The organism is Aeromonas sp. PrichA-15 (assembly GCF_017939245.1).
Classification (GTDB): domain Bacteria; phylum Pseudomonadota; class Gammaproteobacteria; order Enterobacterales; family Aeromonadaceae; genus Aeromonas; species Aeromonas caviae.
Genome location: NZ_JAGKRH010000055.1, coordinates 24927 through 51638, shown reverse-complemented (window position 1 = coordinate 51638; position 26712 = coordinate 24927). Strand labels below are relative to the sequence as shown.

The 26712-nt window shown below is 61.2% G+C and carries 27 protein-coding genes, 1 tRNA gene and 1 other annotated feature; of the genes, 5 read left to right on the top strand and 23 right to left on the bottom strand.

The features are described from left to right. The 3 genes from J9889_RS09435 to J9889_RS09425 form a co-directional block, all read left to right on the top strand. Positions 1-236, top strand: a 236-nt coding sequence (locus tag J9889_RS09435; protein WP_210556503.1) for a hypothetical protein, incomplete at its 5' end; no start/stop codon positions are given. After that, on the top strand, positions 233-1276 hold the full coding sequence (locus tag J9889_RS09430; protein ID WP_210556502.1) for a site-specific DNA-methyltransferase: 1044 nt from the start codon (positions 233-235) through the stop codon (positions 1274-1276). The genes J9889_RS09435 and J9889_RS09430, both read left to right, overlap by 4 nt. Positions 1277-1285: 9 nt before the next feature. Beyond that, positions 1286-4138, top strand: a complete 2853-nt coding sequence (locus J9889_RS09425) for a DEAD/DEAH box helicase family protein (RefSeq protein WP_210556501.1) — start codon at positions 1286-1288, stop codon at positions 4136-4138. A 194-nt stretch (positions 4139-4332) separates the two neighbouring features. On the opposite strand, the gene J9889_RS09420 is transcribed toward J9889_RS09425, so the two are convergent. Then, positions 4333-4420 (bottom strand) — tRNA-Ser (locus J9889_RS09420). Between the two features lie 198 nt (positions 4421-4618). Here J9889_RS09420 and J9889_RS09415 point away from each other — a divergent pair. Further along, positions 4619-5368 (top strand): DsbA family protein, encoded by a 750-nt coding sequence (locus J9889_RS09415; protein WP_039041345.1) that lies wholly within the window; start codon positions 4619-4621, stop codon positions 5366-5368. Positions 5369-5760: 392 nt separating this feature from the next. On the opposite strand, the gene galE is transcribed toward J9889_RS09415, so the two are convergent. From galE to J9889_RS09315, 20 genes are all read right to left on the bottom strand, one after another. Further along, a complete protein-coding gene (galE, locus tag J9889_RS09410; protein ID WP_210556500.1) occupies positions 5761-6786 on the bottom strand; it encodes a UDP-glucose 4-epimerase GalE in 1026 nt (341 codons plus the stop codon). Between the two features lie 83 nt (positions 6787-6869). Further along, positions 6870-7877 carry a hybrid-cluster NAD(P)-dependent oxidoreductase gene (locus J9889_RS09405; RefSeq protein ID WP_210556499.1) on the bottom strand — a complete coding sequence of 336 codons (1008 nt, stop codon included), beginning with the start codon at positions 7875-7877 and terminating at the stop codon, positions 6870-6872. A gap of 101 nt (positions 7878-7978) precedes the next feature. Continuing rightward, positions 7979-9628 carry a hydroxylamine reductase gene (gene hcp, locus J9889_RS09400; protein WP_210556498.1) on the bottom strand — a complete coding sequence of 550 codons (1650 nt, stop codon included), beginning with the start codon at positions 9626-9628 and terminating at the stop codon, positions 7979-7981. A 233-nt stretch (positions 9629-9861) separates the two neighbouring features. Then, positions 9862-10329 carry a Dps family protein gene (locus tag J9889_RS09395; protein ID WP_210556497.1) on the bottom strand — a complete coding sequence of 156 codons (468 nt, stop codon included), beginning with the start codon at positions 10327-10329 and terminating at the stop codon, positions 9862-9864. A 130-nt stretch (positions 10330-10459) separates the two neighbouring features. Then, positions 10460-11002 carry a DUF3833 domain-containing protein gene (locus J9889_RS09390; protein WP_210556496.1) on the bottom strand — a complete coding sequence of 181 codons (543 nt, stop codon included), beginning with the start codon at positions 11000-11002 and terminating at the stop codon, positions 10460-10462. A gap of 11 nt (positions 11003-11013) precedes the next feature. Then, positions 11014-11556 carry a chalcone isomerase family protein gene (locus tag J9889_RS09385; protein WP_069785031.1) on the bottom strand — a complete coding sequence of 181 codons (543 nt, stop codon included), beginning with the start codon at positions 11554-11556 and terminating at the stop codon, positions 11014-11016. Then, on the bottom strand, positions 11513-11731 hold the full coding sequence (locus tag J9889_RS09380; protein ID WP_010673326.1) for a TIGR02450 family Trp-rich protein: 219 nt from the start codon (positions 11729-11731) through the stop codon (positions 11513-11515). The genes J9889_RS09385 and J9889_RS09380 overlap by 44 nt, the downstream gene beginning before the upstream one ends. Then, a complete protein-coding gene (locus J9889_RS09375) occupies positions 11728-12207 on the bottom strand; it encodes a DUF2878 domain-containing protein (RefSeq protein ID WP_210556495.1) in 480 nt (159 codons plus the stop codon). The genes J9889_RS09380 and J9889_RS09375 overlap by 4 nt, the downstream gene beginning before the upstream one ends. Before the next feature lie 2 nt (positions 12208-12209). Then, complete coding sequence (locus J9889_RS09370; RefSeq protein ID WP_010673324.1) at positions 12210-13466, bottom strand: cyclopropane-fatty-acyl-phospholipid synthase family protein; 1257 nt, start codon at positions 13464-13466, stop codon at positions 12210-12212. A gap of 106 nt (positions 13467-13572) precedes the next feature. Further along, a complete protein-coding gene (locus J9889_RS09365) occupies positions 13573-14352 on the bottom strand; it encodes a DUF1365 domain-containing protein (protein WP_042017709.1) in 780 nt (259 codons plus the stop codon). Further along, positions 14349-15608, bottom strand: coding sequence for an FAD-dependent oxidoreductase (locus J9889_RS09360; protein WP_210556494.1), 1260 nt, complete (start codon positions 15606-15608; stop codon positions 14349-14351). Before J9889_RS09360 ends, J9889_RS09365 begins: the two co-directional genes overlap by 4 nt. After that, positions 15605-16339: an SDR family NAD(P)-dependent oxidoreductase gene (locus tag J9889_RS09355; protein ID WP_069785034.1), complete on the bottom strand. Its 735-nt coding sequence runs from the start codon at positions 16337-16339 to the stop codon at positions 15605-15607. Before J9889_RS09355 ends, J9889_RS09360 begins: the two co-directional genes overlap by 4 nt. Beyond that, positions 16336-16764, bottom strand: coding sequence for a nuclear transport factor 2 family protein (locus J9889_RS09350; RefSeq protein WP_111896707.1), 429 nt, complete (start codon positions 16762-16764; stop codon positions 16336-16338). The genes J9889_RS09355 and J9889_RS09350 overlap by 4 nt, the downstream gene beginning before the upstream one ends. Before the next feature lies 1 nt (position 16765). After that, positions 16766-18190: a deoxyribodipyrimidine photo-lyase gene (phrB, locus tag J9889_RS09345; RefSeq protein ID WP_210556492.1), complete on the bottom strand. Its 1425-nt coding sequence runs from the start codon at positions 18188-18190 to the stop codon at positions 16766-16768. Then, positions 18187-19074 carry a MerR family transcriptional regulator gene (locus J9889_RS09340; RefSeq protein WP_210556489.1) on the bottom strand — a complete coding sequence of 296 codons (888 nt, stop codon included), beginning with the start codon at positions 19072-19074 and terminating at the stop codon, positions 18187-18189. Before J9889_RS09340 ends, phrB begins: the two co-directional genes overlap by 4 nt. A gap of 139 nt (positions 19075-19213) precedes the next feature. After that, positions 19214-20158 carry a DUF523 and DUF1722 domain-containing protein gene (locus J9889_RS09335; protein WP_010673317.1) on the bottom strand — a complete coding sequence of 315 codons (945 nt, stop codon included), beginning with the start codon at positions 20156-20158 and terminating at the stop codon, positions 19214-19216. 173 nt (positions 20159-20331) lie between these two features. Continuing rightward, positions 20332-20961: an outer membrane beta-barrel protein gene (locus tag J9889_RS09330; protein WP_039041374.1), complete on the bottom strand. Its 630-nt coding sequence runs from the start codon at positions 20959-20961 to the stop codon at positions 20332-20334. Between the two features lie 177 nt (positions 20962-21138). Beyond that, positions 21139-21693: a DUF3157 family protein gene (locus J9889_RS09325; RefSeq protein WP_039041373.1), complete on the bottom strand. Its 555-nt coding sequence runs from the start codon at positions 21691-21693 to the stop codon at positions 21139-21141. A gap of 88 nt (positions 21694-21781) precedes the next feature. Continuing rightward, entirely contained in the window at positions 21782-22645 is an 864-nt protein-coding gene (locus J9889_RS09320; protein WP_162540653.1) for a hypothetical protein, read from the bottom strand. Between the two features lie 114 nt (positions 22646-22759). Further along, on the bottom strand, positions 22760-23359 hold the full coding sequence (locus J9889_RS09315) for an HAD family phosphatase (protein ID WP_210556507.1): 600 nt from the start codon (positions 23357-23359) through the stop codon (positions 22760-22762). A 191-nt stretch (positions 23360-23550) separates the two neighbouring features. Further along, positions 23551-23684, top strand: a sequence feature (Phe leader region). Between the two features lie 38 nt (positions 23685-23722). Between J9889_RS09315 and pheA the strand changes: the two genes are divergently transcribed. Then, the gene (gene pheA, locus J9889_RS09310; protein ID WP_103244400.1) at positions 23723-24895 is read left to right on the top strand and encodes a prephenate dehydratase; all 1173 of its coding nucleotides are present in this window, start codon (positions 23723-23725) and stop codon (positions 24893-24895) included. Positions 24896-25474: 579 nt separating this feature from the next. Here pheA and J9889_RS09305 read toward each other — a convergent pair. Together J9889_RS09305 and J9889_RS09300 are read right to left on the bottom strand one after the other, a co-directional pair. After that, positions 25475-25900 (bottom strand): LPP20 family lipoprotein, encoded by a 426-nt coding sequence (locus J9889_RS09305; protein WP_010673311.1) that lies wholly within the window; start codon positions 25898-25900, stop codon positions 25475-25477. An 88-nt stretch (positions 25901-25988) separates the two neighbouring features. Next, positions 25989-26609 (bottom strand): FlgO family outer membrane protein, encoded by a 621-nt coding sequence (locus J9889_RS09300; protein ID WP_010673310.1) that lies wholly within the window; start codon positions 26607-26609, stop codon positions 25989-25991. Positions 26610-26712 lie beyond the last annotated feature (103 nt).

Genomic DNA, 26712 nt, shown 5'->3' with positions numbered 1-26712 from the left:
TGGTGGGCATTCCCGCGGAATGCATGGTGTTTTTGCTCATGGGGGGAGCGTATCTAAGGAGCAGGATCAAGCAAGCAGGAAAGTGGGATCAAGAGACGATCGTCTCATTTTTCCTGTGTCAATACTGTTCCGGTGAATACTTACATATTCTCAATTCATCTATAACTATGAAGATGGATATACATCATGGGATTACAAAACCTTATCGTCAGCATTTTCTGAAACTCTTGGCATGAAACCAGCTGAAGCAAAGAAAAAGCTGGGCGAAAAGTATGAAAAAGAACTAAACGAATTTGTCTTGAAAAATCCTGAGCGTGTAATTCGTACAGCAAGACCTGATTACAGTTCTGTTGGTCAATCAGTTCGTGATGTAATTGATCTTTCACAGAAAGATCCAAACACTGTCTTTTTACTTAAAAGAGATGGCTACTCTGACATGTATTTCAAAAAAGGGGAACGCATACTTTTTTACAAAGATAAACTCAAAATGGTTGATGGTGAATTGGTTGCCGGAGAACCCTTAACTAACCTTTGGGACGATATTTTATCTAATAATTTACACAAAGAAGGTGGCGTGAAATTTCCCAAAGGGAAAAAGCCTGAGGGTTTGATAAAGAGAGTGCTCGAACTGTGTACTACAGAAGGAGATTTCGTTTTAGATTCTTTCTCTGGTTCCGGAACAACTGTTGCTGTAGCGCACAAAATGAATCGGCGCTGGATTGCGATTGAGCTTGGAGAGCAAGCATTAACGCATATCCAACCAAGATTAAAAAATGTAATTACAGGTCAAGATCAAGATGGTATTTCCAAGTCAGTTAACTGGCAAGGTGGCGGTGGTTTCCGATATCTTCGCTTGGCTCCTTCTTTGCTGAAAAAAGATGACTGGGGCAACTGGGTGATCAACAAGGAATATAACGCCGAGATGCTGGCCGAGGCTGTATGCAAGCATATGGGCTTTACCTATGCACCAAGCCAAACCCAGTTCTGGAATCATGGTTACAGCACTGAAACGGATCATATCTACGTGACCACCGGTTCACTGGCTTATGACCAGCTCAAGCGGATCAGCGAGGAGGTGGGGAGTGAGCGTACCCTGTTGATCTGTTGTAAGGCGTTTATGATGGATGGCGCCGACTTCCCGAATTTGACGCTGAAGAAGATCCCCAAAGCCATTCTGAACAAATGCGAGTGGGATCATGATGACTACAGCTTCACCCTCAATGTGCTGCCAGAAGAGCAGGACGAAGAGTGGGCTGATGACGACAGCGAAGAATAAGGAAAACAAATGAGCAACGGGACCACTATCGCCAACCAGATCGGGGCGCGCCTTTCCCTGCGCAAGCCGCAGAGTGAATCTCTCGCGATCCTCTGCCGCTTGTTAGAACAGCTGAAACTGGAGAAAGAGCCTGATTTACAGCACTGGATTGATCTCCTCAAAGCCGAGAAGCTGCCATTCAAGAGTTTTGAGCGAGACTTCCCTTCGCTCTGCTTTGCTCTGGCAACCGGTGTTGGTAAGACCCGCCTGATGGGAGCCATGATTGCATGGCTCTATTTGACCGGGCGTAGCCAGCATTTCTTTGTCTTGGCTCCTAACCTGACAATCTATGAAAAGCTGAAGCAGGATTTTTTGCCCGGCTCGCCCAAGTATGTGTTCCAAGGTATCCCCGAATTGGCTCAGACACCGCCAGTATTGATCACCGGTGATGACTATCAGGAGGGGCGTGGCGTTCGTCTGGATCAGGTTCAGACGATGAGTGCCACGGGAGATTTGTTTGCTGCCGAGACCGCGCCGCATATCAACATTTTTAATGTTTCCAAGATCAATGCTCTGGATAACAAGAAAGGGGCTGAGAAGTCCAAGCAGGCGAAAGTACGTCGCTTGCAGGAGTATATCGGGGATTCCTACTTCAACTATCTGGCCGACTTGCCTGATCTGGTGGTCTTGATGGACGAAGCCCACCGTTACTACGCCGACTCTGGTGCAACCGCAATCAACGACCTCAAGCCAGTGCTGGGTATCGAGCTGACAGCAACACCGAAAACCACTGGGGCCAAGCCACGAGAGTTCAAGAATATCGTGTTGCACTATCCGCTTGCCCGAGCCCTCAATGATGGTTACATCAAGACTCCGGCAGTGGCTACCCGCAAAGACTTCAAAGCCAGTAGTTACAGCGAACAGAAGCTTGAAACCATCAAACTGGAAGATGGCATCCATCATCATGAATACGTCAAAACCGAGTTGGCCAGCTATGCCAACAATATCGGTAGGCCATTGGTTAAGCCTTTTATGCTGGTGGTGGCGCAAGATACCAACCACGCCGAAGCCATCAAGGCCAGTATAGAAGATAGTGAATTTTTCCATGGTGCCTATAAGGGTAAGGTGATTACCGTCCACTCTAACCAGACCGGCCAAGAGTCTGACGAAAACACTCAACGCCTGTTAGCGGTTGAGCATGACAAGAGCACCGAGATAGTCATTCACGTTAACAAGCTTAAAGAAGGCTGGGATGTCACCAACCTCTACACCATAGTGCCGTTGCGTGCGTCTGCCTCCGAGATCCTGACCGAGCAGACCATTGGCCGGGGCTTGCGCCTGCCCTATGGGAAACGTACAGGGGTCGAGGCCGTGGATCGATTGACGATCATTGCCCATGACCGGTTTCAAGAGATCATTGACCGTTCCAACCAGGAAGACTCCATCATCAAGAAAACGCTCTTCATCGGTGCCGATGATGACGATGACGGGATCCCGGAACATAAGCCGAATCAAGTGATCGTGCCATCGCAGGCCGATACGCTGCTGGGACTAACTCCTACTGATGGTCAAGGCCATCAAGTCAAGGAGGGCTTTGCTCCAGCGTATCAAGCGAACAGTACACACACGGGTAATCCCCCTCCGGTTCTCGCAACTGAGGCTCAACGGCAAGTTGCCGAGATCACCGTCAGGATCATCAGCGAAGAGGCTAAGCGCCTTGGAAGCAGCAAAGAGCTGATGACGCCTGAAGTACTGCAAAGCGTTACCCATAAAGTTCAACAGGTCATGAAGGAGATATCACCGCCTATCCCCAGCCCAGCCATTCAACCGGAACTGACTGGTATGCCTTCCCCAGAGACGGTTGCTCCGCGTGCGCTGGATGAGAAGAGTATTGCGAAGCTGGTTGGCCAGATTTCTAAAAAGGTAGCAGAGCACACTATCGACATTCCCCAGATCGTGATCCTGCCGACCCGTGATGTGAACTATGGTTTTGCAGAGTTTGAGTTGGGTCGGTTAAACAGCATTGCGATGCGGCCAGGTAGTCAGGAGATGCTGCTGCAAAATCTGCAGGACAACAGCTCCAGCACCATCAGTTGGGCTCAAAGCGGTATGTCAGAGGAGCGTCTGGAAAACTACCTGGTTCATTATCTCTTCGACCATGACGAAATAGATTATGACGAGCATGCGGGATTGCTTTACCGCCTTGCAGGGCAAATGGTTGCGCATTTGCAAACCTACCTGAATGATGAAGAGGTAGAGGTTCTGCTCAAAACACAGGGGCGGCAACTGGCAGACTTTATCTGGGTGCAGATGAAACAGCATATGTGGACGACACCAACCGATTACGTTGGCCACGTGACTAAAGGATTTGATGTATTACGCCCAGCCACCTTCAACTATGCCCATAACGAACAGCCTCGTGACTTCCGCTCTCCCATCCAGGCAGGAGAGAAGAGCAGGGTTCGCCAGATGTTGTTCACTGGATTTAGCAAATGCTGTTATCCGTACCAAAAGTTTGATTCTGTCGATGGTGAGTGGCGCCTGGCGCAGATCCTCGAGGGGGATGCTAGTGTGCTCAAGTGGATGAAGCCTGCCCACGGGCAGTTCCGGATCGAATATGCCAATGGGCATAACTATGAGCCTGATTTCGTGGTGGAGACTAAAGATGCCTGCTTGCTGATCGAGCCCAAAAAGGCAATCGAGGTATCTACCCCAGATGTGCAAGCAAAAGCTCGGGCTGCGGTTCGTTGGTGTAAGTACGCTAATGAGCATGCAAGCCAGCATTCTGGCAAGCAATGGCGTTACTTGCTGATCCCCCATGACGATATCGAGTTGGGGCGGAGCATTGCGGGTTTGATGCAAGAGCATGAGATGACGAGTTAACCGAGGCTCGTACAGCTAAACAGAAACAACAGCAGAGGGCTAAAAAGCCCTCTGCTGCTATATACGCATGGATGCAGTCCAAAGCCGTTCATCTAGATAGCATGCCAGCCAACAGCAAATGGCATACTCACTGGCATACCAAAAATCGCAGATACAAAAAAGCCCAACCGAATCAATCAGTTGGGCTATATAGATGGCGGAGGAGGTGGGATTTGAACCCACGGATGGTCGCCCATCGCCGGTTTTCAAGACCGGTGCATTCAGCCGCTCTGCCACCCCTCCGCAGCAGTGCGACGCATATTACCCATGCCCCCAGCCCTTGTAAATCCCCACTCCGTTTGTTTGCCCATTTATTGGGCTATCTGGCGCACAAAACCGGCAAAACCGCTGCAAACCGTGCTTTTTCAAGCGGATGGCTTGACTTGAAAACAGACTCACCCACTATAGGGGCCACTACCACATCCCCAGCAAGATGGACTTATGAGAATCAAACATGCCCTGTTCGCCGCCCTGACCGGCGCGACCCTGCTTGCGGCGCCCGTGCAGGCGAGCGAGCTGACCAAGAGCGATGTCGAGCAGATCGTGCGCGACTATCTGGTCAAGAATCCGGAGATCCTGGTCGAGATGTCCAACGCCCTGCGTGCCAAGCAGGAGAGCCAGCAGGCCGAGAACGACAAGACGCTGATAGAAGCCCATGCCAAGCAGCTCTTCGCCAACCAGGATCCCGAGAGCGGCAATCCCAAGGGCAGCCTGACGGTGGTGGAGTTCTTCGACTACAACTGCGGCTACTGCAAGCGCGCTCATCCCCTCATTCAGCAACTGCTCTCTGAGGACAAGGAGATCCGCTACATCTACAAGCAGTTCCCCATCCTGAGCGAAACTTCCTACTACGCCGCCCGCGCGGCGCTGGCGGTGAAGCTCGGCCAGCCCGACAAATACCAGGCCTTCCACGACAAGCTGTACGCCCATCAGGGACCCCTCTCCGACGAAGCCCAGGTGAAAGACGTCGCCAGGGCCGCCGGCGTGGACTGGAGCAAGGTCGAGGCGAAGATCAAGGACGGCAGCATCGATCAGAATCTGGGTACCAACCGGGCGCTGGCCGAAGCCATGGCCATTTCCGGTACCCCGGCCTTTATCATCGGCGATCAGATCCTGCGCGGCGCACCGCGGGATCTGGCCAGCCTCAAGGCTATCATCAAGGATGTCCGCGCCGGCAAGAGCATTCAGTAACCCGCGCGTTGTTCATGAAAAAACGCCCCGGCATGCCGCAATGCTGTTCAGATAAGCACATTTTTGACTAATTATTCATAAATGCGACTTGAGTTGGGGGAGCAAGGCTGTTTCCAGTCGATGTTCCTTCAGCCTTTATCCAGCGTGGCTTGCAATAGAAAGAGGGAGGCATCATGCCTCCCTCATTTTTTAGCCCTGATACTACGTGGACTGGAACTCAAATTCTCTTAAGTGAACAGCATTGCCCGGCATGCCGGGGCGTTTTGCTATTCAGGCTGCAAACCATCAGGCCTGATGGGCCGTCGCAAGAAGCTGTCAGCAAGGCGAAGAGCAGCGCTGGGACCCGAGTTGATATGAATAAATGAGGCTCCCGAGCAACGCATGACCCGTGATCACGGCTTCGCAGCAGGGCCATAACCGTTCGGATTCTGGCTTTGCCAGCGCCAGGTATCGATCATCATCTGCTCCAGACCCCGCTCGGCCTGCCAGCCCAGCTCGTCACGGGCCAGGGTGGGCTCGGCCCAGCACTCGGCGATGTCGCCAGGGCGGCGGGGCTTGATCTGATACGGGATGGCGCGGCCGCTGGCCGCCTCGAACGCCTTGACCATCTCCAGCACGGAATAGCCCTGGCCGGTGCCGAGGTTATAGGTGAAGACCCCGGTGTCGCCCGCGATGCGGGCCAGCGCCTTGAGGTGACCGATGGCGAGATCCACGACGTGGATGTAGTCGCGCACCCCGGTGCCGTCCGGCGTCGGGTAGTCGTTGCCGAATACCCCCAGCTCCTTGAGCTTGCCCACCCCAACCTGGCTGATATAGGGCAGCAGGTTGTTGGGAATGCCGTTGGGATCTTCCCCGATGAGGCCACTCTCGTGGGCACCGACCGGGTTGAAGTAGCGCAGCAGGACGATGGCCCAGCGGGGGTCGGATTTGGACAGATCCCTCAGTATCTCTTCCACCATCAGCTTGGAGCGGCCATAAGGGTTGGTGGCGCCGGTGGGGAAGTCTTCCCGCAGGGGCACAGACGCGGGATCTCCATAGACGGTGGCCGAGGAGCTGAACACCAGCCGGAACACGCCGGCCCTGGCCATCTCCTCGCACAGCACCAGGGTGCCTGTGATGTTGTTCTGATAGTAGGTGAGCGGGATCTGGCTGGACTCCCCCACCGCCTTGAGGCCGGCGAAGTGGATCACGGATTCGATCCTGTGCTCGGCAAACAGCCGCTGCAGGCAGGCCCTGTCCAGAATGTCCCCCTCCACGAAGGTGACCGGCTTGCCGGTGATCCGCTCCACTCGCCTGAGGGACTCAGGCGATGAGTTGGAGAGGTTGTCCAGAACTACCACCTGCTGCCCGGTGCCGAGCAGCTCGACCAGGGTGTGGGAACCGATGTAACCGGCGCCCCCTGTGACCAAGATTGTCATGTGTTATCCCGCATTCTGATGAAACTGGGCAGAGTGTACCCGCCGGGCCGATGCGAGAAAAGCACGAAGCTCTGATGACACCATCAATAATCCAGGCTGATATCCCCCTTGGCGGTGCAGGAGCAGGCCAGGGCGACGCCGCCCTCCAGATCCTGCGCGCTCAATGTCATCACGCTCTGGCGCTCGATCTCCCCTTCCGTGGTGCAGCGGCAGGCGCCGCACACCCCGGCGCGGCAGGCCGCCATCATGGTCTCCCCCGCCCCCTCCAGCGCCGCCAGCAGGGTCTGGCCCGGCAGTATCTTCACCTTCTTGCCGCTCTTTTTCAGGGTCAGCCAGAAGTGGTCGCTGCCGGTTTCCACTGGCACTGCGCTCGATGTCACAGCAGGCAGACCGAAGGACTCCTGGTGCAACTGCCCGGCGGGCAGGCCGAGCCCGGCCAGCATCTCGCTCACCGCCGCCATGTAGGGAGCGGGTCCGCACAGATAGACGTGGCGGCTCAAGAGATCCGGCGCCAATTCCCTCAGCATCTCCGGCGTGAGCCTGCCTACCCAGGGGTACTCTGAAGGGGCTTCTTCCAGTATCAGGGCATGGCGCACACCGACATGGGCCTCTGCCAGCGCGACCAGCTCATTTGCGAAGATCACATCCTCGGGGGTTCTGGCGCTGTGGATGAAGCGGATATCCGCCTCGGGCCGCCTGGCGAGCTCGTCCCGCAGCATGGCCCACATGGGGGTGATGCCGGAGCCGGCGCTGAGCAGCAGTGGCCGCTCGCAGGGGAGCGCCGTCAGGTGGAAGTCGCCGAAGGGGCCGTCGACCCGGATCTCGTCCCCTACCTGCAGACTCTGGTGCAGGTGGTGGGAGACCAGCCCCACGTCCTTGATGGTGACCTGCCAGAAAGGATCCTGCGGGCTGGAGGAGAGGGTATAGGCGCGGCACTGGGGCTTGCCGTCAATCTCGGTGTGCAGGGTGACGCACTGACCGGCCAGCACCGGGGGCAGTTCGCCCGCCAGCGGGGCAAACTGCCAGCTCGCCACGTCGTGGGTATCTGCAAGGCGACCTATGCAGCGCAAGGTGAAAGAGGTGGAGGTCATCACAAGGCTCCTCTTGTTGAAAGAATGGCGTCGAAAAAAGGCGAGCCATCAGGCTCGCCAAAGGCTTACAACATGCTGAGCGTGTCAGGCTGTGTCTCGGGTCAGGCCGCCAGGATCTCGGCGAGATCGGCTTCTGCGGTAGTGGTACCTTTCAGACCGAACTGCTCTTCCAGTACCTTGAGCAGGGCCGGGGTGAGGAAGGCAGGGGCGGTCGGGCCGGTGCGGATGTCCTTCACACCCAGTGCCAGCAGGGTGAGCAGGATGACGATGGCTTTCTGCTCGAACCAGGAGAGCACCAGGGTCAGCGGCAGATCGTTGACGCCGCACTCGAACGCCTCGGAGAGCGCCAGGGCCAGCTGGATGGCGGAGTAGGCATCGTTGCACTGACCCACGTCCAGCAGACGCGGAATGCCGCCGATGTCGCCAAAATCGAGCTTGTTGAACTTGTACTTGCCGCAACCCAGGGTGAGCAGCAGGCTGTCCTGCGGGATCGCCTTGGCAAACTCGGTGTAGTAGGCGCGCTCGGCACGGTCACCGTCACAGCCCCCCACCAGGAAGAAGTGGCTGATCTCGCCGGCCTTCACCTTGTCGATCACCGCGGGAGCGGCCTGCATCAGGGCGTTGCGGGCAAAGCCGATGGTGATGAAGTGCTCCAGCTCAACGTGCTTGAAGCCTTCCAGCGCCTGCGCCTTGGCGATCACGGCGGAGAAATCTTCCCCTTCCAGGTGGGTCACACCCGGCCAGCCGACGATGGAGCGGGTGAAGATGCGATCCGAGTAGTTACCCACGTTCGGGTCGATGATGCAGTTGGAGGTCATCACCACGGCGCCCGGGAAGTTCGCGAACTCCTTCTGCTGGTTCTGCCAGGCGGAGCCGTAGTTGCCCACCAGGTGCGGGTACTGCTTGAAGAAGGGGTAGGCCAGCGCCGGCAGCATCTCGCCATGGGTGTAGACATTGATGCCGGTGCCCTTGGTCTGCTCCAGGATGAGCTTGAGATCCACCATGTCATGGCCGGAGACCAGGATGCACTTGCCCGGTACCGGAGTGACGCGCACCTGGGTCGGCTCCGGATGGCCAAAGGCGGTGGTTTCACCGAGATCCAGCATCTCCATGATCTTGAAGTTCAGCAGGCCGATGTCCATGGCGCACTTGAACAGCGGATCCAGATCGCTCGGATCCGTGCCGAGCCAGCTCATGATGCGATGGAATTCGGCGGCCACCCCGGCATCCTGCTGATCCAGCACCCGGGCGTGTTCCATGTAGGCGGCGGCCCCCTTGAGACCGTAGAGGCAGAGCAGGCGCAGCCCCATGATGTCTTCGTTGACCTCGTTCTTGCCGCGGTTGACCGCGGTCTGCGGCGCCTGCGCGAGCTGGGCCAGCAGATCGACACCCGGCTCGAAACGGGCGGCGGAGGGCAGTGTGTCGGCCTGCACCGCCAGCGGTGCCAGCTTGGCGGCCAGTTGCTGGCGATAGGCCAGCGCCTGGTTGACATAGGCCACGATGCGGGCGGAGTCGAAGTTGACATTGGTGAGGGTGGCGAAGAAGGCCTTGGGCACGAAGGCGTCGATCTCGCTGTCGATCATGCCGTGCTCGCGGGCCGCCAGGGCCCAGGTGCTGAGACCCTGCAGGGTGTAGATCAGCACATCCTGCAGATCCGAGGTTTCCGCCGTCTTGCCGCACATGCCTTGTGCGTAAGCGCAGCCATTGCCTGCCGGGGTACGAATTGTCTGTTCACATTGCACACAAAACATCATGCCTCTCCTAATTGGACATTTCAGTTGTTTGTTTTGTGGCGATTCTATTCCTCCGGCTCAGAACTTAATAGGCATTCAATTTACCAATTAACTTTTCATTGATGCAGATCAAATACAAAAAAGCCGCCCGAATCGGGCGGCAAGCGGGTGGATAAAAGGAGAGACAACTCGGGTTTACAACAACAGGGCAATGATACGGGCCGGGGCATGGGCATCCGGCCCCAGGGTCATCAGGCCAGGTAGGCGCGCAGCATCCAGACCAGTTTCTCCTGCTGCTGCACATAGTCGGAGAGAATGGACGCAGTCCCTTCATCACCGGCATCGGCGGCCTGCCCCAGGATGCGGCGCTGGGCCACCAGCAGTTCGCGGAAACTCTCCAGCAGGGACTCGACGCAGGCACGACCGTCGTGCAGCCCTTTCTGTTCGGGAATGTCGGAGACCTGGATGTAGTCGCTGAAGCTGTGCAGGGGCACCCCGTCCAGAGTCAGGATGCGCTCGGCCAGGGCATCGACCTTCAGCAGCAGATCGTTGTAGATCTCCTCGAACTTCAGGTGCAGCTCGAAGAACTGGTTGCCGCGGATGTTCCAGTGAAAACCACGGACGTTCATGTAGAGGATCTGGTAGCTGGCCAGCAGCCTGTTCAGCTCGGCGGCCAGGGCTTGGGATTGAACGGTATCAAGACCGATGGGGCTCTTCATGATTCACCTCCAGGTGGTAAGCATTATCGGGAACAGGGTCAGCATATCCCCGCACAGACTCAAAGGACAATCGGCTCTGCCTTGCCGATCCATAGTGAACGGCTATCGCCGATGGGCAAAAGCCTCCCTTTCATCGCTCGAGCCGCTCGATGTAGAGGATCACCTCGCCGAGATGAATGCCGAACTTGCTGATCTTCGCGCGGTTGATCAGGCGATCGTCGTCCAGCAGATACATCCAGTCATCAAAGCTCACCCTCACCACGCTCTCATCCGGCAGAGCCAGATCGAGTTGATAACGCCAGTTGAGGGCAAAGCCCTCTGTCTTGCCTACCGCCTCCCCCACCACGTCTGAAGCCGTGCCGCGCCAGTGGCCATCCGCCCCCTTGCTCAAAAACCAGGTGCGGGTCTGCCGACGGCCATCATCGAAATAGAACTGCTCGAACAGCTCTCCCTTGCCCTCTCGCCAGTTCCCCTGCATCTCGACCCGAAAGCGACTGGTCACTTCGCCGCTGCGGTCCGTCACCAGGCCGTGGGCCACCAGCTTGCCATTGAAGAAACGGGCGAGATCCCAACCCGGCCGGGAGCCGCGATAATCGTCAAGACCCGCGCCGCAACCAGAGAGCCACAGCAGGGGCAGCAACCAGGCAAGACGCCACCAGGAAGAGAATTTCATGGAATACTCCATCAGGATTGGCCGCGCAGGCGGCGGGTCAGAGCGGGATCCCGGCTGTCGTCAGTCAGCCAGATAGCAAGAAACGCGGGGGCGAAGGCGGGATCATCGAGAGAGCCAAGGAGGCGGTCTCGCAACCAGAAGTGGCCCGCCCCCTGCTCGTCCACATAAAAAACCAGCTTGTCGCCGGGGGCGACATCCGGCCAGAGCGTGGCCAGTCGAGCCAGCCAGCGTTGGCGCTCACTCTCGCTGCCAAGGCCGAGCCGCTGCCACTCGGCGGCGGTCGCCTCCAGCAAATCCTGGCGCTCGATGGCCCTCGCGTAGGTAATGCTGAGGGCCTGTGGGTAGCGCCCCGGCTGATAGCGGCCGCTCTCGCTGTAGAGGGTGGCGTCATAGAGCTTGAACCAGAGCCAGCGCATCTCCCCCTGTCCCACGGTGCGCAGCCCCTGCCAGGGGGCGGCAACGCTCTGGGCGGTCGCAAACAGTGGCAGGCTCAAGGCCGCCAGCAGCAGGCTAGTTCCACCCCATGTGCCAACGGGCGGGATCCTCCAGTTCATGCCAGTCCATCTCCTGTTCCTGCAGGGTGTTGATATCCTGCATCACCACGCTCGCCAGATGCCCCTGGGCATCGCGCTGGCAGGCCACCACCAGGTAGAAACGCTCGGCCAGCTCGCACTGGCCATCCCTGGTCCACTTGGAAAACAACAAGGTGTCGGTCGAAAAGGTGTTCATCTCGTCTCACCCTCCAGCTTGACCGTTACCCACAGGAGTACGGGTAACCACCACATCCAGATCACCGCCAGCAGCACTGCGCTTGTCCAGATGCCCCAGGGTAAGTTTACTGCCCCCATGGCGGCCCCCGCCATATAGGAGGAGGCACCCCCCACCATGCCGAACAGCCCCTGTTGCCAGCGCGGCAAGGGGCGAAGCCAGGGAAGGCCGTGGGAGAGGGTCAGGGAGAAACCGCACCAGAGCAGCAACAGCCAGAGCGGAAAACCGGACGGAAAGTGAAACAGGCCGAGGCGCCAGAGCAGGATGTCGAGCAGGCAGCCTGCCAGGGCGACCGGGATGAGGCACCAGTCCTGCCCGCGGCGGGGGGAGAAGATGAAATGGAGCAGCAGCATCCCGAGCAGCGGGCCCGGTTGCTGCCATGTCACCGCCAGCAACCAGTAGAGGTTGAATCCCAGCAGGTGGGCCCACTGCCACATGATCAGCGACCGCTTGCCGGCAAGTCCCCGGACCAGCCATGGGGCCCCGGCTTGGCGGCCTCCAGTTGCACCAGGCTGATGGCCCGCTCCCAGAACCCCCCTTCACAGTAGGCGAAGTAGAAGTGCCAGAGCCGGATGAAATCCTGGCTGTAACCGAGCTTGGGCAGCTCCGGGGCCAGCGCCAGGAAGCGTTCGCACCAGTGGGCCAGGGTACGGGCATAGTGGTGGCCGTGATCGTGCAGCCGTACCAGCTGCATGTCGGTCTCCCGCGCCAGCAGACCCGCCATCTGGGAGACGCAGGGCAGGCAGCCTCCCGGGAAGATGTAGCGCTGGATGAAGTCCACCCCGCGCAGATACTGGGCGTGGCGCTGATCGGCGATGGTGATGGCCTGGATCAGCAGGCGTCCGCCGGGCTTGAGCAGGCGCGACAACTGGCGGAAATAGTCGGGCAGGAAGGCGTGCCCCACCGCCTCGATCATCTCGATGGAGACCAGCTTGTCATAGCGTCCCTCCAGCTTGCGGTAATCCTCCAGCAGCAAGGTGATGCGATCCCCCAGCCCCTCCCGCTCGATCCACGCCTTGGCATAGTCGTGCTGGGCCCGGGAGATGGTAGTGGTGGTGACCCGACAACCATAGTGACGGGCCGCATAGACGGCAAGACCGCCCCAGCCGGTGCCTATCTCCAGCAGGTGGTCGTCCGGCCCAAGCTCAAGCCGCTCACAGATGGTGCGCAGCTTGGCCTGCTGCCCCTCCTCCAGGGTGGCGTCCGGGTGGGGATAGATGGCGCTCGAATACTGCATGTGATCGTCGAGAAAGCCCTGATAGAGGGTGTTGCCAAGGTCATAGTGGGCGGCGATGTTGGCGCGCGAACCGGTCAGGGTATTGCGATTGAACCAGTGGCGCACCTTGTTGAACGGGAAGCTGAGCCAGCCGAGGCGGCGTTCCAGGGCGTCGAGCAGCGGCAGATTGCGGGCCAGCAAGCGCACCAGTGCCACCGGCTCCGGGCTGGTCCAGAGACCCTCCACCCAGGTTTCTCCTGCGGCGATGCTGCCCCCCAGCAGCAGGCGGCGATAAAACGCCGGATCCTGCACCACCAGCTCGGCATGCAGGTCGCTGCCCGCCTTGCCGAAACGGTGGCACTCACTGCCGTCGTGGAGCACCAGCTGGCCCTGCTCAAGGCGCGCCAGCAATTTGAGCAGCAGTTGCTTGGCCCCCTTGTCGATGAAAGAGGCAGAGAGGGTTGATTGAGCAAGTTCCATTAGCGGCTCTCCGAATGGGTCAAGAGTGGGGTCGTTCGGTTGGGATGAACCCGCACCATGGGCTGCTGACAACACCAGGAAGCGGAATTAAACGGGTGTGTCAGCGTCACGGGCGGCTCTCCGGATGGGTGAAGACGGGGGTGCGTTTGATAAAAAGGCGCAGGGCCTGCCAGTAGATCCCGAGCAGCACCTTCAGGGTCATCCAGGGCCAGCGAGCCAGCAGTGCCGCCAGCCCCTTGCGCGACAGCGGCGCGCGGCGCAGGGCCAGGGTGGCGTCAAACAGCTTGCTCTCACCGGATACGGGGTGGCTCTCGATATGGATCAGCGCCTCCTCTTTCGGCGCCCGGATGCGCCAGTGGTAGCGCATCCCCAGTCCCATGAAGGGGGAGACATGAAAATCCTTGTCATGGGGGGAGAGCGCCGCCAGATCAAGCAGGTAGTAGTGGCGCTCGTTCCAGGGGGTATTGGAGACCTCCGCCAGCAGGTAGCGGGTCTCCCCCGCCCGATCGCAGAAGTAGAAATTGACCGGGCTGAAATAAAACCCGAGGCAGCGCACGTTGCCAAGGAGCAGCACCCGCCCGCCGGGCTCCGCATCCCCCCCGAGGGCCGCCACCTTGTCCCAGACCGCCTGCTTGAGGGGCCCTTCGCTGCCCCGCAGATAGTCCTCGCGGCGAAACGAGAGCAGTCCGGCCCGCTCCACGGCAAACCAGCGCCCCTGCTCAAGCCCGGGCAGTTCGTCCAGATCCAGCCCCAGCATGAAGAGGCTGTATGAAAAAGCGTGGGCCCTTGGGGCGAAGCGGCGATGGCGCACCGAGCCTTGCCAGATGGCGCTGATCCCCTCCCCCATTCCCTCGTCCCCTTGCGTCAAGGCCGCGGCGCCGCTCATAGCTCGGCCCCGAAGCGTCTGGCCACGTCCAGGGCGCTGCGCACCCCGTCCTCGTGAAAACCGTTGTACCAGTAAGCCCCGCAGAAGTGGGTGCGCTGATGGCCACAGATCTCGCCCCGTCGCTGCTGGGCGGCGATGGAGCCCTGATTGAATACCGGATGATGATAGACGAAACGGCGCAACACCTTGCTCTCGTCCACCCGTCCACGGGGATTGAGGCTGACGCAGAAAGGCGCTGGGGAGCTCACCCCCTGCAGGATGTTCATGTTGTAGCTCACCAGGGGGCGCGCCTCGTCATCCTCACCGAGCTGGTAGTTCCAGCTCGCCCACGCCTTGCGGCGCATCGGCAGGCAGGAGGCGTCGGTGTGCAGCCAGACGTCGTTGGCCTGATAGGGCATGTTCCCGAGGATGGCCCTCTCTCCCTCGCTCGCATCCGCCAGCAGGGCCAGGGCCTGATCGCTGTGACAGGCGAAGATCACCTCGTCAAAATGGGCCTCCTGCCCCTGGCTGGTGACCACGACGCCATCCGCCACCCGGCGCACCGCCTCCACCGGGGTAGCGAGGCGGATGCGCGACTGCCAGCCCGCCGTGAGCGGCCCTATGTACTCTCGCGAGCCTCCCGGGATCACATACCACTGAGGTCGGTTCGCCACCTCCAGCAGCCCGTGGTTGGCGAAAAACCGCAGAAAGAAGCTCAAGGGGAAGGCACGCATGTCCGCCAGGGTGGAGGACCAGATGGCCGCTCCCATGGGCAGGATGTAGTGGCGGGCGAAATAGTCGCTGAATTTCCCCGCCAGCAGGAAGTCCCCCAGGGTCAGCTCGGGGGTCAGCTCCCGCTGGCGATGCGCGGCCAGCCAGGCCCGCGCCTCCCGGTTGAAGCGCAGGATCTCGGCGACGAAGCGATAGAAGCGCGGGCTCAGCAGATTGCGGCGCCGGGCGAACAGGGTATCGAGGTTGTGGCCGTTGTACTCCATCCCCTCGGGACTCTTGACCGAGAAGCTCATCTCGGCGGGTTGGCGCCCCACCCCGATGCGCTCCAGCAATTTGAGGAAGTTGGGATAGGTACGGTCATTGAAGACGATGAAGCCGGTGTCGATGGCATAGTGGCGCCCAGCCTGTTCCACCTCCACGGTGGCGGTGTGGCCTCCCAGGGTCGGCGCCGCCTCTAACAGGGTGATGTCATGCAGCTTGTGGAGCAGAAAACCGGCGGTGAGACCGGAGATACCGGAGCCGACGATGGCGATCTTTTTCTTCATGAAGGGCGTCCTTTCGAAACGAGTGTGCGGCCAAGGCGCAGCCAGAGCCCCGTCGGCAGAGCGCCGAGCAGGCGCAGCAGCCAGATGAAGCGACGGGGAAAGTGGATCTGGTGGCGACCGGCGGCAAGCCCCGTCATGATGGCGCGGGAAGCCTCTTCCACCGTCACCAGGCAGGGCATGGGAAAATCATTCTTGTCGGTGAGCGGCGTCTGCACGAAGCCCGGGCGGATCAGGGTCACCCCGATGCCCTTGCTGGCCAGATCCAGGCGCAACGTATCCGCCAGATAATCGAGGGCCGCCTTGGAGGCGCCATAGGCCTCCGCCCGTGGCAGGGGCAGCCAGCTCACCGAGGAGCTGACGATGGCAAGCCGTCCACCCGCCCCCAACCGCGGCAGCAAGGCGGCCAGGGCGTTGCCGGTGGCGATGAGGTTGGTCTCGATGACCCGGGCAAACAGGGCGCCGTCAAAGCCTTCTGCCGGATCCATGTATTCACAGTTGCCCGCATTGAGAATGAGCAGGTCGAGGGCGGGCAGGCTTGCGGCCACCCCGGCCATGGCGGCGCTGTCGCGCGCATCGAATCGCAAAGGGGTGATCCCCAGGTCGGTCAGTGCCTGCAAGCGCACCTCGTCCCGGCCACAACCCCACACCTGCCAGCCGGCGCGCCGATAATCCAGCGCCAGCTGGCGGCCGATGCCCGAGGTGGCCCCGGTGATCAGCACCCGGCCGCTCATGTCCCCAGCCTCCCCTTGATGGCCCGTACCACGGGCCCCAGCAGCGGCAACTGCTCGTAGAGCATGGCCCCGAGATCGAAGTAGTCCCGGTGCTGGCACACCTTGCCCCAGGAGTCGAACGTCAGCCGGGTGGCCCCCTCCACCCTGACGGCCCGGCCACCGGCAATCCTGGGGTGGGAGAAGGTCATGACCCAGGCGAGCCAGGCTTCGTTGCCCGACTGCTGCTGACTCGTTATCTCGAAACTGCACTGGGCAAGGCGCTCATAAAGGGAGGAAAAGTAGCGGGTGAGCGCGGCCAGCCCCTCTATCCGGTGCGCAGGATCGATGAAGAGCACCTCATCGGCATAGACCTCCGGCAAGCGGTGCAACTGATGCTTGTCCAGTTGCAGGTAGAGGATGACAAAGCGGGCCAGCGCGTCATTCATGCTAGTTTTTCTCCAGTTCGCGGAACATCTCGATGGCCCTCACCCGTGCAACGGCATGATCCACCATGGGGGCCGGATAATCCTGCCGCCCCTTGAGCCGCAACCAGTCGTGGGGCTCGTGGAGATAGGCAGCAGGCACATCCGCCAGCTCAGTGACCCAGGTACGAATGAACTCCCCTTGTGGATCAAATCGTTGCCCCTGGGTGGTGGGGTTGAAGACCCGGAAATAGGGCGCCGCATCGGCCCCGGTCCCCGCCGCCCACTGCCAGCCACCATTGTTGGCCGCCAGATCCCCGTCGATGAGCCGACTCATGAAGTAGTCCTCCCCAAGCCGCCAGTGGATATGGAGATCCTTGGTGAGGAAGCTCGCCACTATCATCCGCAGCCGGTTGTGCATCCAGCCAGTGGCGTTGAGGCAACGCATGGCCGCATCGACCACGGGGTAGCCGGTGCGCCCCTCGCACCAGGCGGCGAAGGCATCCGGATCCCAGCTCCACGGCAGGGCCGCCGTCTCCGGCTTGAAGGGGCGGTTCATGGAGAGGCTCGGGATCAGCACCAGCAAGTGGCGGTAGAACTCGCGCCAGATGAGCTCGTTGAGCCAGACGAAACCGGGTTGGGCCTTCGACTGGGGCCGGTAGCCGAGACGCTGCTGCAGCGCCCCCACGCACTGGCGGGCACTGATGATGCCCGCCGCCAGATAGGGGGAGAGCACGGAGGTGCCCGCCAGCGCCGGAAAGTCCCGGGTCTCGCCGTAATCGAGCACCGCCTGATCCAGAAAAGCGTGCAACCGGCGGCTCGCCTCGGCCTCCCCCACCGGCCAGCGGGTGTCCGCCGTCAGCTCCCCCAGCCCGTCGTCCACCCACTCCCGCTCGGCCAGGGGCCGCCACGGCAACGGCTCGCCGCGTGGTGCGGGGGCACGGTGAATGACGAAGCCATCCTCCTCGAGAGCCTTGAGCCAGGCGCGGCTGAAGGGGGTGAAGACCTTGAACATCTCCCCCGACCCGGTCAGCACCCGACCGGGCGGCAGCACGCAGCAGCCGTTGAACCAGTGGCTGGTCAGGCCCTGCTCCCTCAGCGCGGCGCTGACGATGTGGTCGCGGCGCAGCTCGTCGATCTCGATGGCCTGGTTGGCGTAGAGCTGGCTCACCCCGAGCTCCTGGCAGAGCGCCGTCATCGCCGTCGGCACCTCGGCAAAGGTCTCGACCCGCAGCAGATGAAGCGGAATGCCGAGGGCCGCCAGCTCGCGGCCCATGGCATCCACCTGTGCCAGCATGAAGCGCTGGCGGACCGGGGCCAGCTTGTGCGTCTGCCACTGGGTCGGCGAGACGATGAAGAGTGCGGCGACCGGTTCATCTCCGGCGCAGGCGTGGCGCAGGGCCGGGTTGTCGGCCAGACGCAGATCGTTGCGAAACCAGACCAGCCTCATGACGGTGTTCTCCCGCCCTTGCCCTTCGCCTTGGCAGTGCGGGTCGTCACACTGACCTCTGCCAGGGTGGCGTGCCAGTTGCGGGCACGCCGCCACGGCTCATCGTAGAGGCGTCCCAGCTCGCCAAAGAAGCGGGTACCCGCAGGCCATTCGGCGGCCTGGTCCTGTTTGCCGAGCCCGGCCCCCAGCAGGATCAGCCAGGGGGGAGTGGCACGCCCCTCCAGCAAGGTGGCATGGCGGGGCTCCACCGCCCCCAGCAGTTGCACTTCATATCCCTGACCGATGAGCTCATACGCAGCCCAGACCAGATCCAGCGGCCCCACCTGCCCCCAGCTTGCCAGGGTGACGGGGACGCCCTTCTCCTGCTCGATGAGGTGGCGGGCGAAGCGGGTATGCAGCCAGCCGAGCCACACCTGTTGCAGCAGCTCGCCATCGGGGCGCTCGCGCCACAGCCCCAGCAGCCGCTCCACCAGGGGCTGCAGCACCCGACTGCGCACCAGCTCGAAGGGGTAGCTCGCCAGCAGATCGCCAAGCTCGGCCTCCGCCTTGCGCTGGTTGAAGGCGAGCAGCGCCTGGCTGAACTGCTCCAGGGTCTGCTGCCAGTGATCGCTCACTGGCACACTCTGGGACTCGCTCAACAGCCCCTTCACCTGACCTATGCTCACCCCCCGCTCCAGCCAGCTCAGGATCTCGCCTATCTGGCGGATATCCTGCTCGCTGTAGAGGCGATGGCCCTTCTCGGTTCGGGCCGGTTGCACCAGCCCGTAGCGGCGCTGCCAGGCGCGCAGGGTGACGGCGTTGACGCCGGTGAGGCGGGAGACCTCGCGAATGGGGTAGACGCCCTCGTCGGGGAGAGGCGCGGCTGCTTGTGATTCATCAGACATGAGAGAGTCCATCAGACGTTGGGAAGAGGCCCCGGTCATCCGCCGGGGCCTGCACAGGGGGTTCAGAGCCCGTAGCGCAGCTTGAGCGTGTCGGGATGAAGGTCGAGGTAGGCCTGATCGGCCAAATCCAGCCACACCTTCACAGCCCGTAACGCAATTTCAGCGTGTCGGGATGGGGATTGAGGTACACCTGCTCGGCGAGATAGGGGTTCGGGTACTCGCGCAGGTAGTGGCGGATCAGGGTAAGGGGCACCAGCAACGGGAAGACGCCGGTGCGGTACTTGTCGATGGTGTCGCACAGCTCCTGCTTCTGGGCCGGGGTCAGCACCCGCTTGAAGTAGCCCTGCAGGTGCATCAGCACATTGGTGTGGCTGCGGCGGTTGGCCCGCAGGGTCAGCGCCGCCATCAACCCCTGGATGTAGCTGTCGGCCACCTCCTGCAAGTTGGCCTTGCCAAGGTTGGCGAGCAGGCGCCCCAGCGCCCGGTAGTGGGTGGTGGCGTGGGAGAGCACCAGGTACTTGTAGCGTGAATGGAAGCGGATCAGGGCTGAGGCGGTGATCCCCCGGGCGCAAAGCTGCTGCCAGTCGTGGTAGGCGAAGACCCGCAGCACGAAGTTCTCACGCAGGATGGGGTCGCACAGGCGGCCATCTTCCTCCACCGGCAGCAGGGGGTTGGCCTCCATCAGCGCCTTGGCGAAGAGGCCGACCCCCTCCTTGGCGCTCCCCTCGTTGTTGGCGCCATAGATACGCACCCGCTCCATGCCGCAGCTGGGGGACTTGGCGCAGAGGATGTAGCCGGAGAGGAAGTCGAGCTGGCGTGCCTTCTGCTCGCTGAAGGCAATCAGCTTGTCGGTGACATCGAAGCTGCCGTTGCTTGCCTCGGCCCGCACCTCGCCCTGGCGCTTCACCAGCCGGATGGCGGCGCGGGGTGCGCCCAGGCCAATGGCCATCTCGGGGCAGACGGGGTGATAGTCGAAATGGGCACCCAGATCCCGTTCGCAGAAACTGGATCGTTTGTGGCCCCCGTCGAAGCGCACTTCCTGGCCGAGCAGACAGGCACTGATACCGACCTTGATCTTGTACATGATGAAGCCCCTTGTATAAGCCTTGAGTAAGTTATAGCAGTTATACAAAAAATTGGAAGCTGTATAACTATTGCGAACTGATACGGCCAGGGGGCGGCGGGCGGATCAGCCCCCATAAAAAAAACCCATGACCGAAGTCATGGGTAAAGGTGAAGACCCTGCAGGAAGGATGATCAGAAGCTGTATTTCACACCCAGGCTGGAGATGGAGCCTTTTTGCAGATCCCAGTTGCGATAGGTGTAGTCGGCGGTGAGGGCCAGGTTCTGGGTCAGCTTGTACGCCGCCCCCGCCTTGAAGTCGTGCATGTCGTCGGTCATGTTGGCGTAGCGATAGCCGGTGGAGAGCTCGACGGCGCCGATGTCGTAGCGCAGACCCACTTCTCCGTAGAGGCTGCCGCTCTTCTTGCGGGCCAGGGTATCCCAACCGGAGTGGTTCACGTCGGAGGCCAGCTCCCGTTCCAGGCTGTAGCCCATCAGGCCGGTTTCACCGTAGAGGTTCAGGCCGGTGCTGAGGGGGGTGTAGACACCCATCCCCAGGCTGGAGATGGCCATGCTGTCGTTGCCGCTGCTGCGGGAGGTGTATTCGCTGCCGATCCGGCCATAGACATTGCTGGTGAAGCTCTTGGAGAGATCCAGGCTCAGGCCGCCGAAGTCGCGGTTCTCCCCATCCTTGCCACCGATGTAGTCAGACTTGGTGTGGGCCCAGGTGGCAGAGCCCTTGGCATAGCTGAAGGCATCTTGCGCCAGGACGGAGGTGGAAGAGAGACCGGCCAGAACCAGAACAGACAGTGCGATCTTTTGCATTTTGTTGACTCCATGGGTTGAGTTAGGCGGACCTAACTGGAATGGAGCCATTGTGACGGGCAAAGGGGGCAACGCCGAGGAGCAAGCTGTTGCCAAACCATGTCAGATGTAAGCGGATATTGCTGGCGGTTACCGGTGCAACACTCTGCGGGGGAGCGAGGGCTCCCCGCCGTCATCCTAGCGGAATTCCACCTCGTCGATCTGCACCCGCACCAGCGGCTTGCCGGTGAGGCCGGCGGGTCGTGCCAGCTCGATGGCCCGGGAGGCGCGAGCCTCCCCCTTGCGCAGGTAGGAGTCAGGCAGGCGGTTCTCCCCGACCCAGAAGCGCACGGGCTCGCTCGAGAGCTGCACCCCGTCGGCGCTGAACAGGGTCAGGCTGCCGTTGACGCGCACCACGTTGCGACTGCCGGTGTTGCTCACCACGAACTGCAGGCTGAGGGGATCGTCCCCCGCCACCTGGTCCAGCTTCACCGTGATGCCGTCCCGGGTCGCCTGGGAGAGCAAGTCGGGATGGGCCATGGCCTGCTCGGTCAGCACCGGGGCCGCGACACTCGCCGTCACTGCCTGACCGGCTACCGTGGCTGCCGGCTTGACCAGCAGGTATTCCCAGGTGAAATCGTCATTGAGTTGCACCTGGCGACCATCCGGCAAGGTGATCTGGTGCAGGGGAGCCGCCTCGGCCAGCAGAGGGCACAGACAGAGGGCGACCAGCAGTCGGGAGAGGGGTTTCATGGGCAGGCACTCGATAAAGGATGCGAAGGGGGCAGTATAAAGAGTCGCGCCCTCCTTGCCTATGACCCCCCTCACGTTACGCCCCGGCTCAGATGACCAGGGGGTGGGGATCCTCCAGCGTGGCCAGATCCAGGGTCACCAGATCGAACTGGGCACTCCTGAGGGCCTTCTGGATGGTGGGCTGCATGTCGAACACCAGGGCCCGCAGCCGTTCGGGCACCCGGATCCTCGCAAGGGTGGTGACCCTGTCACCCAGGGTATGGAAGAAGACCTGGGCTCCCCCCAGCCCCATGTCCACCAGCATCTGCTCGGCCATGTCGACCATCCGCAGGTGCCGCCTGTCCAGGGAGGTCATATCGACAAACCGCCGGCTCAGGCAGGCCTCCCCCACGTCTCCCCAGAGCGCCAGTTGCCGCTTGTGAAAGCCGTAGCGAAAATCCCGGTTGGTCATCCCCTGCTCGGCAAAGATCCAGAGGGTGTTGGCGGGCAGGCTGTGGAATCGGCGCAGGTACTCCCGCTTCTCCTCCACCGAGGCCGACATCAGCAGCGGCGGGCCCTCTTCATGTTCGAGCTGCTGGCAGAGGTAGCGCACCGGGTCGGTCACCTCGGCGAGGTGGCCCAGGTGCGCGCTGAAGATCATCTCGTCGGTCTTGAGCACCTGATGGGGGATGCCGTAGTGCCGGCAGTAGCGCTGTGCCCTGGCCACCGACTGGCGGCTGAGGGTGGGGTTGTCCAGGGTGATGGCGCGAAATCGCACCCCGCTGGCCCGGCACAGATCCATGCTGTAGCAAGATTCCAGTCGGCCGGAGAAGGAGACAAGCAGTTCGCTGTAACCGGCCAGGGTGTTGATGAGCCTCTGTTCCCTGGCTTGAAAGGTCTGATCGTATCCCCGATGCAGCGCAACGACATTGGCATCCATAACAACAACTCCGGATGATGAACTGGATACCATTTTGCCCGCACCAAGCTGAATATACACTTAAAGAGCATGGATAAAGCTGTACGTTATTTGCCCTCAATCAAGGTTTTGCACACTTTTTTCGCTGCGAAGCGAAACTGGCTCTCCTCAGGCAGGCAACAACCCCTGAGCGATCAGATGCGCCCGGCACCGGGCCGGATCGGTGAAGATCAGCCCCCGCAGACCGAGCGCCTCGGCCGCCGCCACGTTGGCCGGGCTGTCGTCGATAAAGAGGCACTCCCCAGCCTTGAGGTCGAACGACACCAGCAGATAGCGGTAGATGTTGGGCTCGGGTTTGAGCATCCGCACCCGGGCCGACACCACCTTGCCGCTGAAGAAGCGCCAGAAGGACTGATGCTGCTCCAGCCAGTCGATGCTGGCGTGCCCCATGTTGGAGAGGGCATAGAGGGGGTGGCCTGCACCGTGCAGTTCTTCGATGAGCGCCACCATGGCGGGATCCGGCACAAGGGAGGACGGCACCGCCTGCAAGATGGCCAGATTCTCCGCCATCGACAGGCCGGTGCGCCCCTGCGCCTGACGGGCCATGGTGTGCAGGGAGAGGGTCCCCCTGTCCACCTCCAGCCAGTCCGGGTGGTTGAACAGCTGCTCCGCGATCGCTGTCGCCCCATCGGGTCCGCGCACCCCACTCACTATGGCCACCGGATCCCAGCGCACCACCACCCTGCCCAGATCGAAGATCACCGCCATCGTCTCGTCCCCTCTATGTGTTGTTGCCACGGATGTGGTCACGGCGGTTGCCATAAACAGGGACCAGAACGACACTCACTCTCCCTCGGCAACCCGAGCCACCACCCTGCCCCGTTCAACGCCCACGGGCAAGTTTTACTTGCATCGCACCGCCAAATCCCTTAATGGTTATGGCGTTACATTCAGGACACGCCCATGAACACACCATTCTTCTTTGTTTTCTCGTTTACCCGGCCCACATGAGGGAAGGCCCGTCGTCACGTGAACCATTCGCGTAAACAGAAACCAAAGACGAATCGAGCCTCCCCAGCGGAGGCTTTTTTTTGCACCACACACCACAGAATCACTGGATAGGGAACCACCATGGCAACGCTCGACGAGATCAGACACGACATCACCCAGTTGGATCAGGAGCTGCTCGCCCTGCTGGCCAAACGCAAGACCCTCAGCATCGAGGTCGCCCGCGCCAAGCAGGCCAATCCCCGTCCCATCCGTGACCACCAGCGCGAACAGGACTTGCTGGTCGCCCTGATCCAGAAAGGGCGCGCCCTCGGACTGGATGCCCAGTACATCACCCGCATCTACCACACCATCATCGAAGACTCCGTGCTCTCCCAGCAGGCCTACCTGCAGAGCCTGCTCAATCCCCAGCAGCAGGAGCCCATGACCAGCGTCGCCTACCTGGGACCGCGCGGCTCCTACTCGAGCCTGGCCGCCCGCAAGTACCTGGCCCGCTACAAGGATCAGGTGATCGAGGTGAACTGCCAGAACTTCCGCGAGGTGCTGGACACCGTGGAGTCGGGCCGCGCCGCCTTCGGGGTGCTGCCCATCGAGAACACCAGCTCGGGCTCCATCAACGAGGTGTACGACGTGATGCAGCACACCACCCTCTCCATCGTGGGTGAGCTCACCTATCCCATCGAGCACTGCATCCTCACCGCCGTGCCGACCGAGCTGTCCCGCATCAAGACCTTCTACGCCCATCCCCAGGTGTTCCAGCAGTGCTCCCATTACCTCAGCAAGCTGGAAGGGGCGCGCCACGAGATCTGCGACTCCTCCTCCAGCGCCATGATGAAGGTGAAGGAGCTGGCAAGCCCGGAAGCGGCGGCCATCGGCAGCGCCGCCGGCGGCGAGCTCTATGGCCTGGACGTGCTGGCCGAGCAGCTCGCCAACCAGAAGGAGAACTACAGCCGCTTCATAGTCGTGGCGCGCAAGCCCATCGACGTGGCGCCCCAGATCCCGGCCAAGACCACCCTCATCATGTCCACCTCTCAGAAGCCGGGCTCCCTGGTGGAGGCGCTGCTGGTGCTGCGCAGCCACGAGATCAACATGACCAAGCTGGAATCCCGTCCGGTGCAGGGCAACCCCTGGGAGGAGATGTTCTACCTGGATGTCTCCGCCAACCTGCAGACCCCGGCCATGCAGGCCGCCCTGCTGGAGCTGACCAAGATCACCCGCTACATCAAGGTGCTGGGCTGCTACCCGAGCGAAGACGTCAAGCCGACCGCCGTGCCGCCCGTCTTGATGGGAAGCTGATGGGGAGCGGATCCCGCCCCTGCCACACAAAGGCGAGCCCCGGCTCGCCTTTGTGCTCTCTGCGCCCTCCCCGTGAGACGCGGCCCAGTCCCGCCCTTCCCTTCCGGCGTTAAACCGCCCTCCACCCCCTTCCTCGTGGACCCGGGATCCTGGCGCGGCTGTCTCTCCACTCACCATCAGGCCATCTTCCTCCCGTTGCGGCCTCCTTTTGCCGCCTGCCGGGCCTTTCTATCGTTTGGCTTTATTTAACGACATGGTGATATCGTTAGATTTTCCTAAACAAAAAAGGCTGCCATTCCGGCGCCCGGGCACCTCTTGTTCGATCTCAGCCCCCTTTTTCCTCGCCACAGGCCGGATCCCGCCCGGCCATCAAGTCCGTTTCTCCTGCCGAAGACCAGCTCCTCCCAAGACGCCAACCCCGGTTATCCTCCCCAGGCCCTATCCCGTCCAAGGCGCCAACCCCGGTTATTCCCCGCAGATCCGAGCCCCTTCCCGACCAAACAAAAAGGCGAGCCTGCGCTCGCCTTTGTCTGTGCCGTGATGATCGCCCGGCTCATGCCGGCGCCCCCCGGACCCGCCCTAGAACTGGCCCGCCATCAGCTGGTTCAGGTGATAGAGGTTGCGGGTGTCGAGCTCCAGCTCGGTGGCATAGGTGTTGCCACGGGGATAGGTCGCCACCACCCGGGCACCGCGCACCATGCCCGCCACCGACACATCCAGGGAGTTGGAGGTCTGGGTCAGGTCCTTGTAGCTGCTCTGGCCGCGTACCTGCTGGCCGTTGAGCTGCTCCGCCAGCTCCCGGTAGGCGTCCATCTTGGAGGCGCGGATCGCCTGCAACATCTTCTCGGACTGGGAGGGACCGGGCTGGATGTCGATCACCGCATAACCCACCGCCTTGAGCACCGGGAAGTCATCGGGCTTCTCGCCCACGTCATAGTTCACCACCCGGTTGCCACTGCACGCCGTCAGCAACATGGCCATCAGGCAACCCAACAAGATTTTCATCGCTGTTTCCCCGTTTTCCTGTTCACCACACCCGATGTGTCACGGCTCAATATCAGCCAGCCCGCTTCACGCTTCATGACGCGCCACCTCAAGGGGTCAGGTTGACCAGATGACCGGACGGGCTCTGGCCCCCCCGCATCAGGTAACCGCGATTGATGGAGGCCCGGCCAAAGGAGTTGCTGGCACCGGACAAATATTGTTTCGGGATCAGGCTCTGGGCCGTGGTCTCCACCATCTTGGTGCGCAGATCGATGATGCGGGCGTTGACCAGGATCCCCTGCTGATTGCGGCTGAAGGTGCCGGTCAGGATGCGGGAGATGGGCAGCCGGGACGAGAGATCCTTGTAGTTGCGGCTCATCACGAAGTCCCCCTGCGGGGTCACCTGGATGTTGCCCGTGGTCTTGAAGTCCACCACCACCTCACCGCGCCGGTTCAGCTCGTAGATGAAGCTCTCCTCGATCTGCTGCCCCATCCAGTTGGTGTCCTTCAGGGTGTCGAGATCGACAAAGGAGGCGACCGCAATGGGCTCGGTCAGGGTCGTGAGAGACTTGCGCTCCATCAGCTGATCCGTCATGCGGGCCACCAGCCAGTTGAGCTCCATCCCCTTCGCCGCCTGGCGAGGGTCTCCCAGCTCCCGATTGATGGGGTCGGCCGACCCGCAACCGACCAATGCCAGCGCCACCGCCAGCACCGTGATAACTCTCTTCATGGATACCTTTCCTGTATCTGCACCTGACCTGTTATCGGTCGCAACCGCCAACACTTGAGGCGGGAATGCGCGCAGGATCCTCGATGATCCCCGGGCAAAGGCG

Bases quoted from the DNA above. Each gene is read 5' to 3' on its own strand.
- J9889_RS09430 (WP_210556502.1), top strand. From the start codon at position 233: ATGAAACCAGCTGAAGCAAAGAAAAAGCTGGGCGAAAAGTATGAAAAA.
- J9889_RS09425 (WP_210556501.1), top strand. From the start codon at position 1,286: ATGAGCAACGGGACCACTATCGCCAACCAGATCGGGGCGCGCCTTTCC.
- J9889_RS09415 (WP_039041345.1), top strand. From the start codon at position 4,619: ATGAGAATCAAACATGCCCTGTTCGCCGCCCTGACCGGCGCGACCCTG.
- galE (WP_210556500.1), bottom strand. From the start codon at position 6,786: ATGACAATCTTGGTCACAGGGGGCGCCGGTTACATCGGTTCCCACACC.
- J9889_RS09405 (WP_210556499.1), bottom strand. From the start codon at position 7,877: ATGACCTCCACCTCTTTCACCTTGCGCTGCATAGGTCGCCTTGCAGAT.
- hcp (WP_210556498.1), bottom strand. From the start codon at position 9,628: ATGTTTTGTGTGCAATGTGAACAGACAATTCGTACCCCGGCAGGCAAT.
- J9889_RS09395 (WP_210556497.1), bottom strand. From the start codon at position 10,329: ATGAAGAGCCCCATCGGTCTTGATACCGTTCAATCCCAAGCCCTGGCC.
- J9889_RS09390 (WP_210556496.1), bottom strand. From the start codon at position 11,002: ATGAAATTCTCTTCCTGGTGGCGTCTTGCCTGGTTGCTGCCCCTGCTG.
- J9889_RS09385 (WP_069785031.1), bottom strand. From the start codon at position 11,556: ATGAACTGGAGGATCCCGCCCGTTGGCACATGGGGTGGAACTAGCCTG.
- J9889_RS09380 (WP_010673326.1), bottom strand. From the start codon at position 11,731: ATGAACACCTTTTCGACCGACACCTTGTTGTTTTCCAAGTGGACCAGG.
- J9889_RS09375 (WP_210556495.1), bottom strand. From the start codon at position 12,207: ATGTGGCAGTGGGCCCACCTGCTGGGATTCAACCTCTACTGGTTGCTG.
- J9889_RS09370 (WP_010673324.1), bottom strand. From the start codon at position 13,466: ATGGAACTTGCTCAATCAACCCTCTCTGCCTCTTTCATCGACAAGGGG.
- J9889_RS09365 (WP_042017709.1), bottom strand. From the start codon at position 14,352: ATGAGCGGCGCCGCGGCCTTGACGCAAGGGGACGAGGGAATGGGGGAG.
- J9889_RS09360 (WP_210556494.1), bottom strand. From the start codon at position 15,608: ATGAAGAAAAAGATCGCCATCGTCGGCTCCGGTATCTCCGGTCTCACC.
- J9889_RS09355 (WP_069785034.1), bottom strand. From the start codon at position 16,339: ATGAGCGGCCGGGTGCTGATCACCGGGGCCACCTCGGGCATCGGCCGC.
- J9889_RS09350 (WP_111896707.1), bottom strand. From the start codon at position 16,764: ATGAATGACGCGCTGGCCCGCTTTGTCATCCTCTACCTGCAACTGGAC.
- phrB (WP_210556492.1), bottom strand. From the start codon at position 18,190: ATGAGGCTGGTCTGGTTTCGCAACGATCTGCGTCTGGCCGACAACCCG.
- J9889_RS09340 (WP_210556489.1), bottom strand. From the start codon at position 19,074: ATGTCTGATGAATCACAAGCAGCCGCGCCTCTCCCCGACGAGGGCGTC.
- J9889_RS09335 (WP_010673317.1), bottom strand. From the start codon at position 20,158: ATGTACAAGATCAAGGTCGGTATCAGTGCCTGTCTGCTCGGCCAGGAA.
- J9889_RS09330 (WP_039041374.1), bottom strand. From the start codon at position 20,961: ATGCAAAAGATCGCACTGTCTGTTCTGGTTCTGGCCGGTCTCTCTTCC.
- J9889_RS09325 (WP_039041373.1), bottom strand. From the start codon at position 21,693: ATGAAACCCCTCTCCCGACTGCTGGTCGCCCTCTGTCTGTGCCCTCTG.
- J9889_RS09320 (WP_162540653.1), bottom strand. From the start codon at position 22,645: ATGGTATCCAGTTCATCATCCGGAGTTGTTGTTATGGATGCCAATGTC.
- J9889_RS09315 (WP_210556507.1), bottom strand. From the start codon at position 23,359: ATGGCGGTGATCTTCGATCTGGGCAGGGTGGTGGTGCGCTGGGATCCG.
- pheA (WP_103244400.1), top strand. From the start codon at position 23,723: ATGGCAACGCTCGACGAGATCAGACACGACATCACCCAGTTGGATCAG.
- J9889_RS09305 (WP_010673311.1), bottom strand. From the start codon at position 25,900: ATGAAAATCTTGTTGGGTTGCCTGATGGCCATGTTGCTGACGGCGTGC.
- J9889_RS09300 (WP_010673310.1), bottom strand. From the start codon at position 26,609: ATGAAGAGAGTTATCACGGTGCTGGCGGTGGCGCTGGCATTGGTCGGT.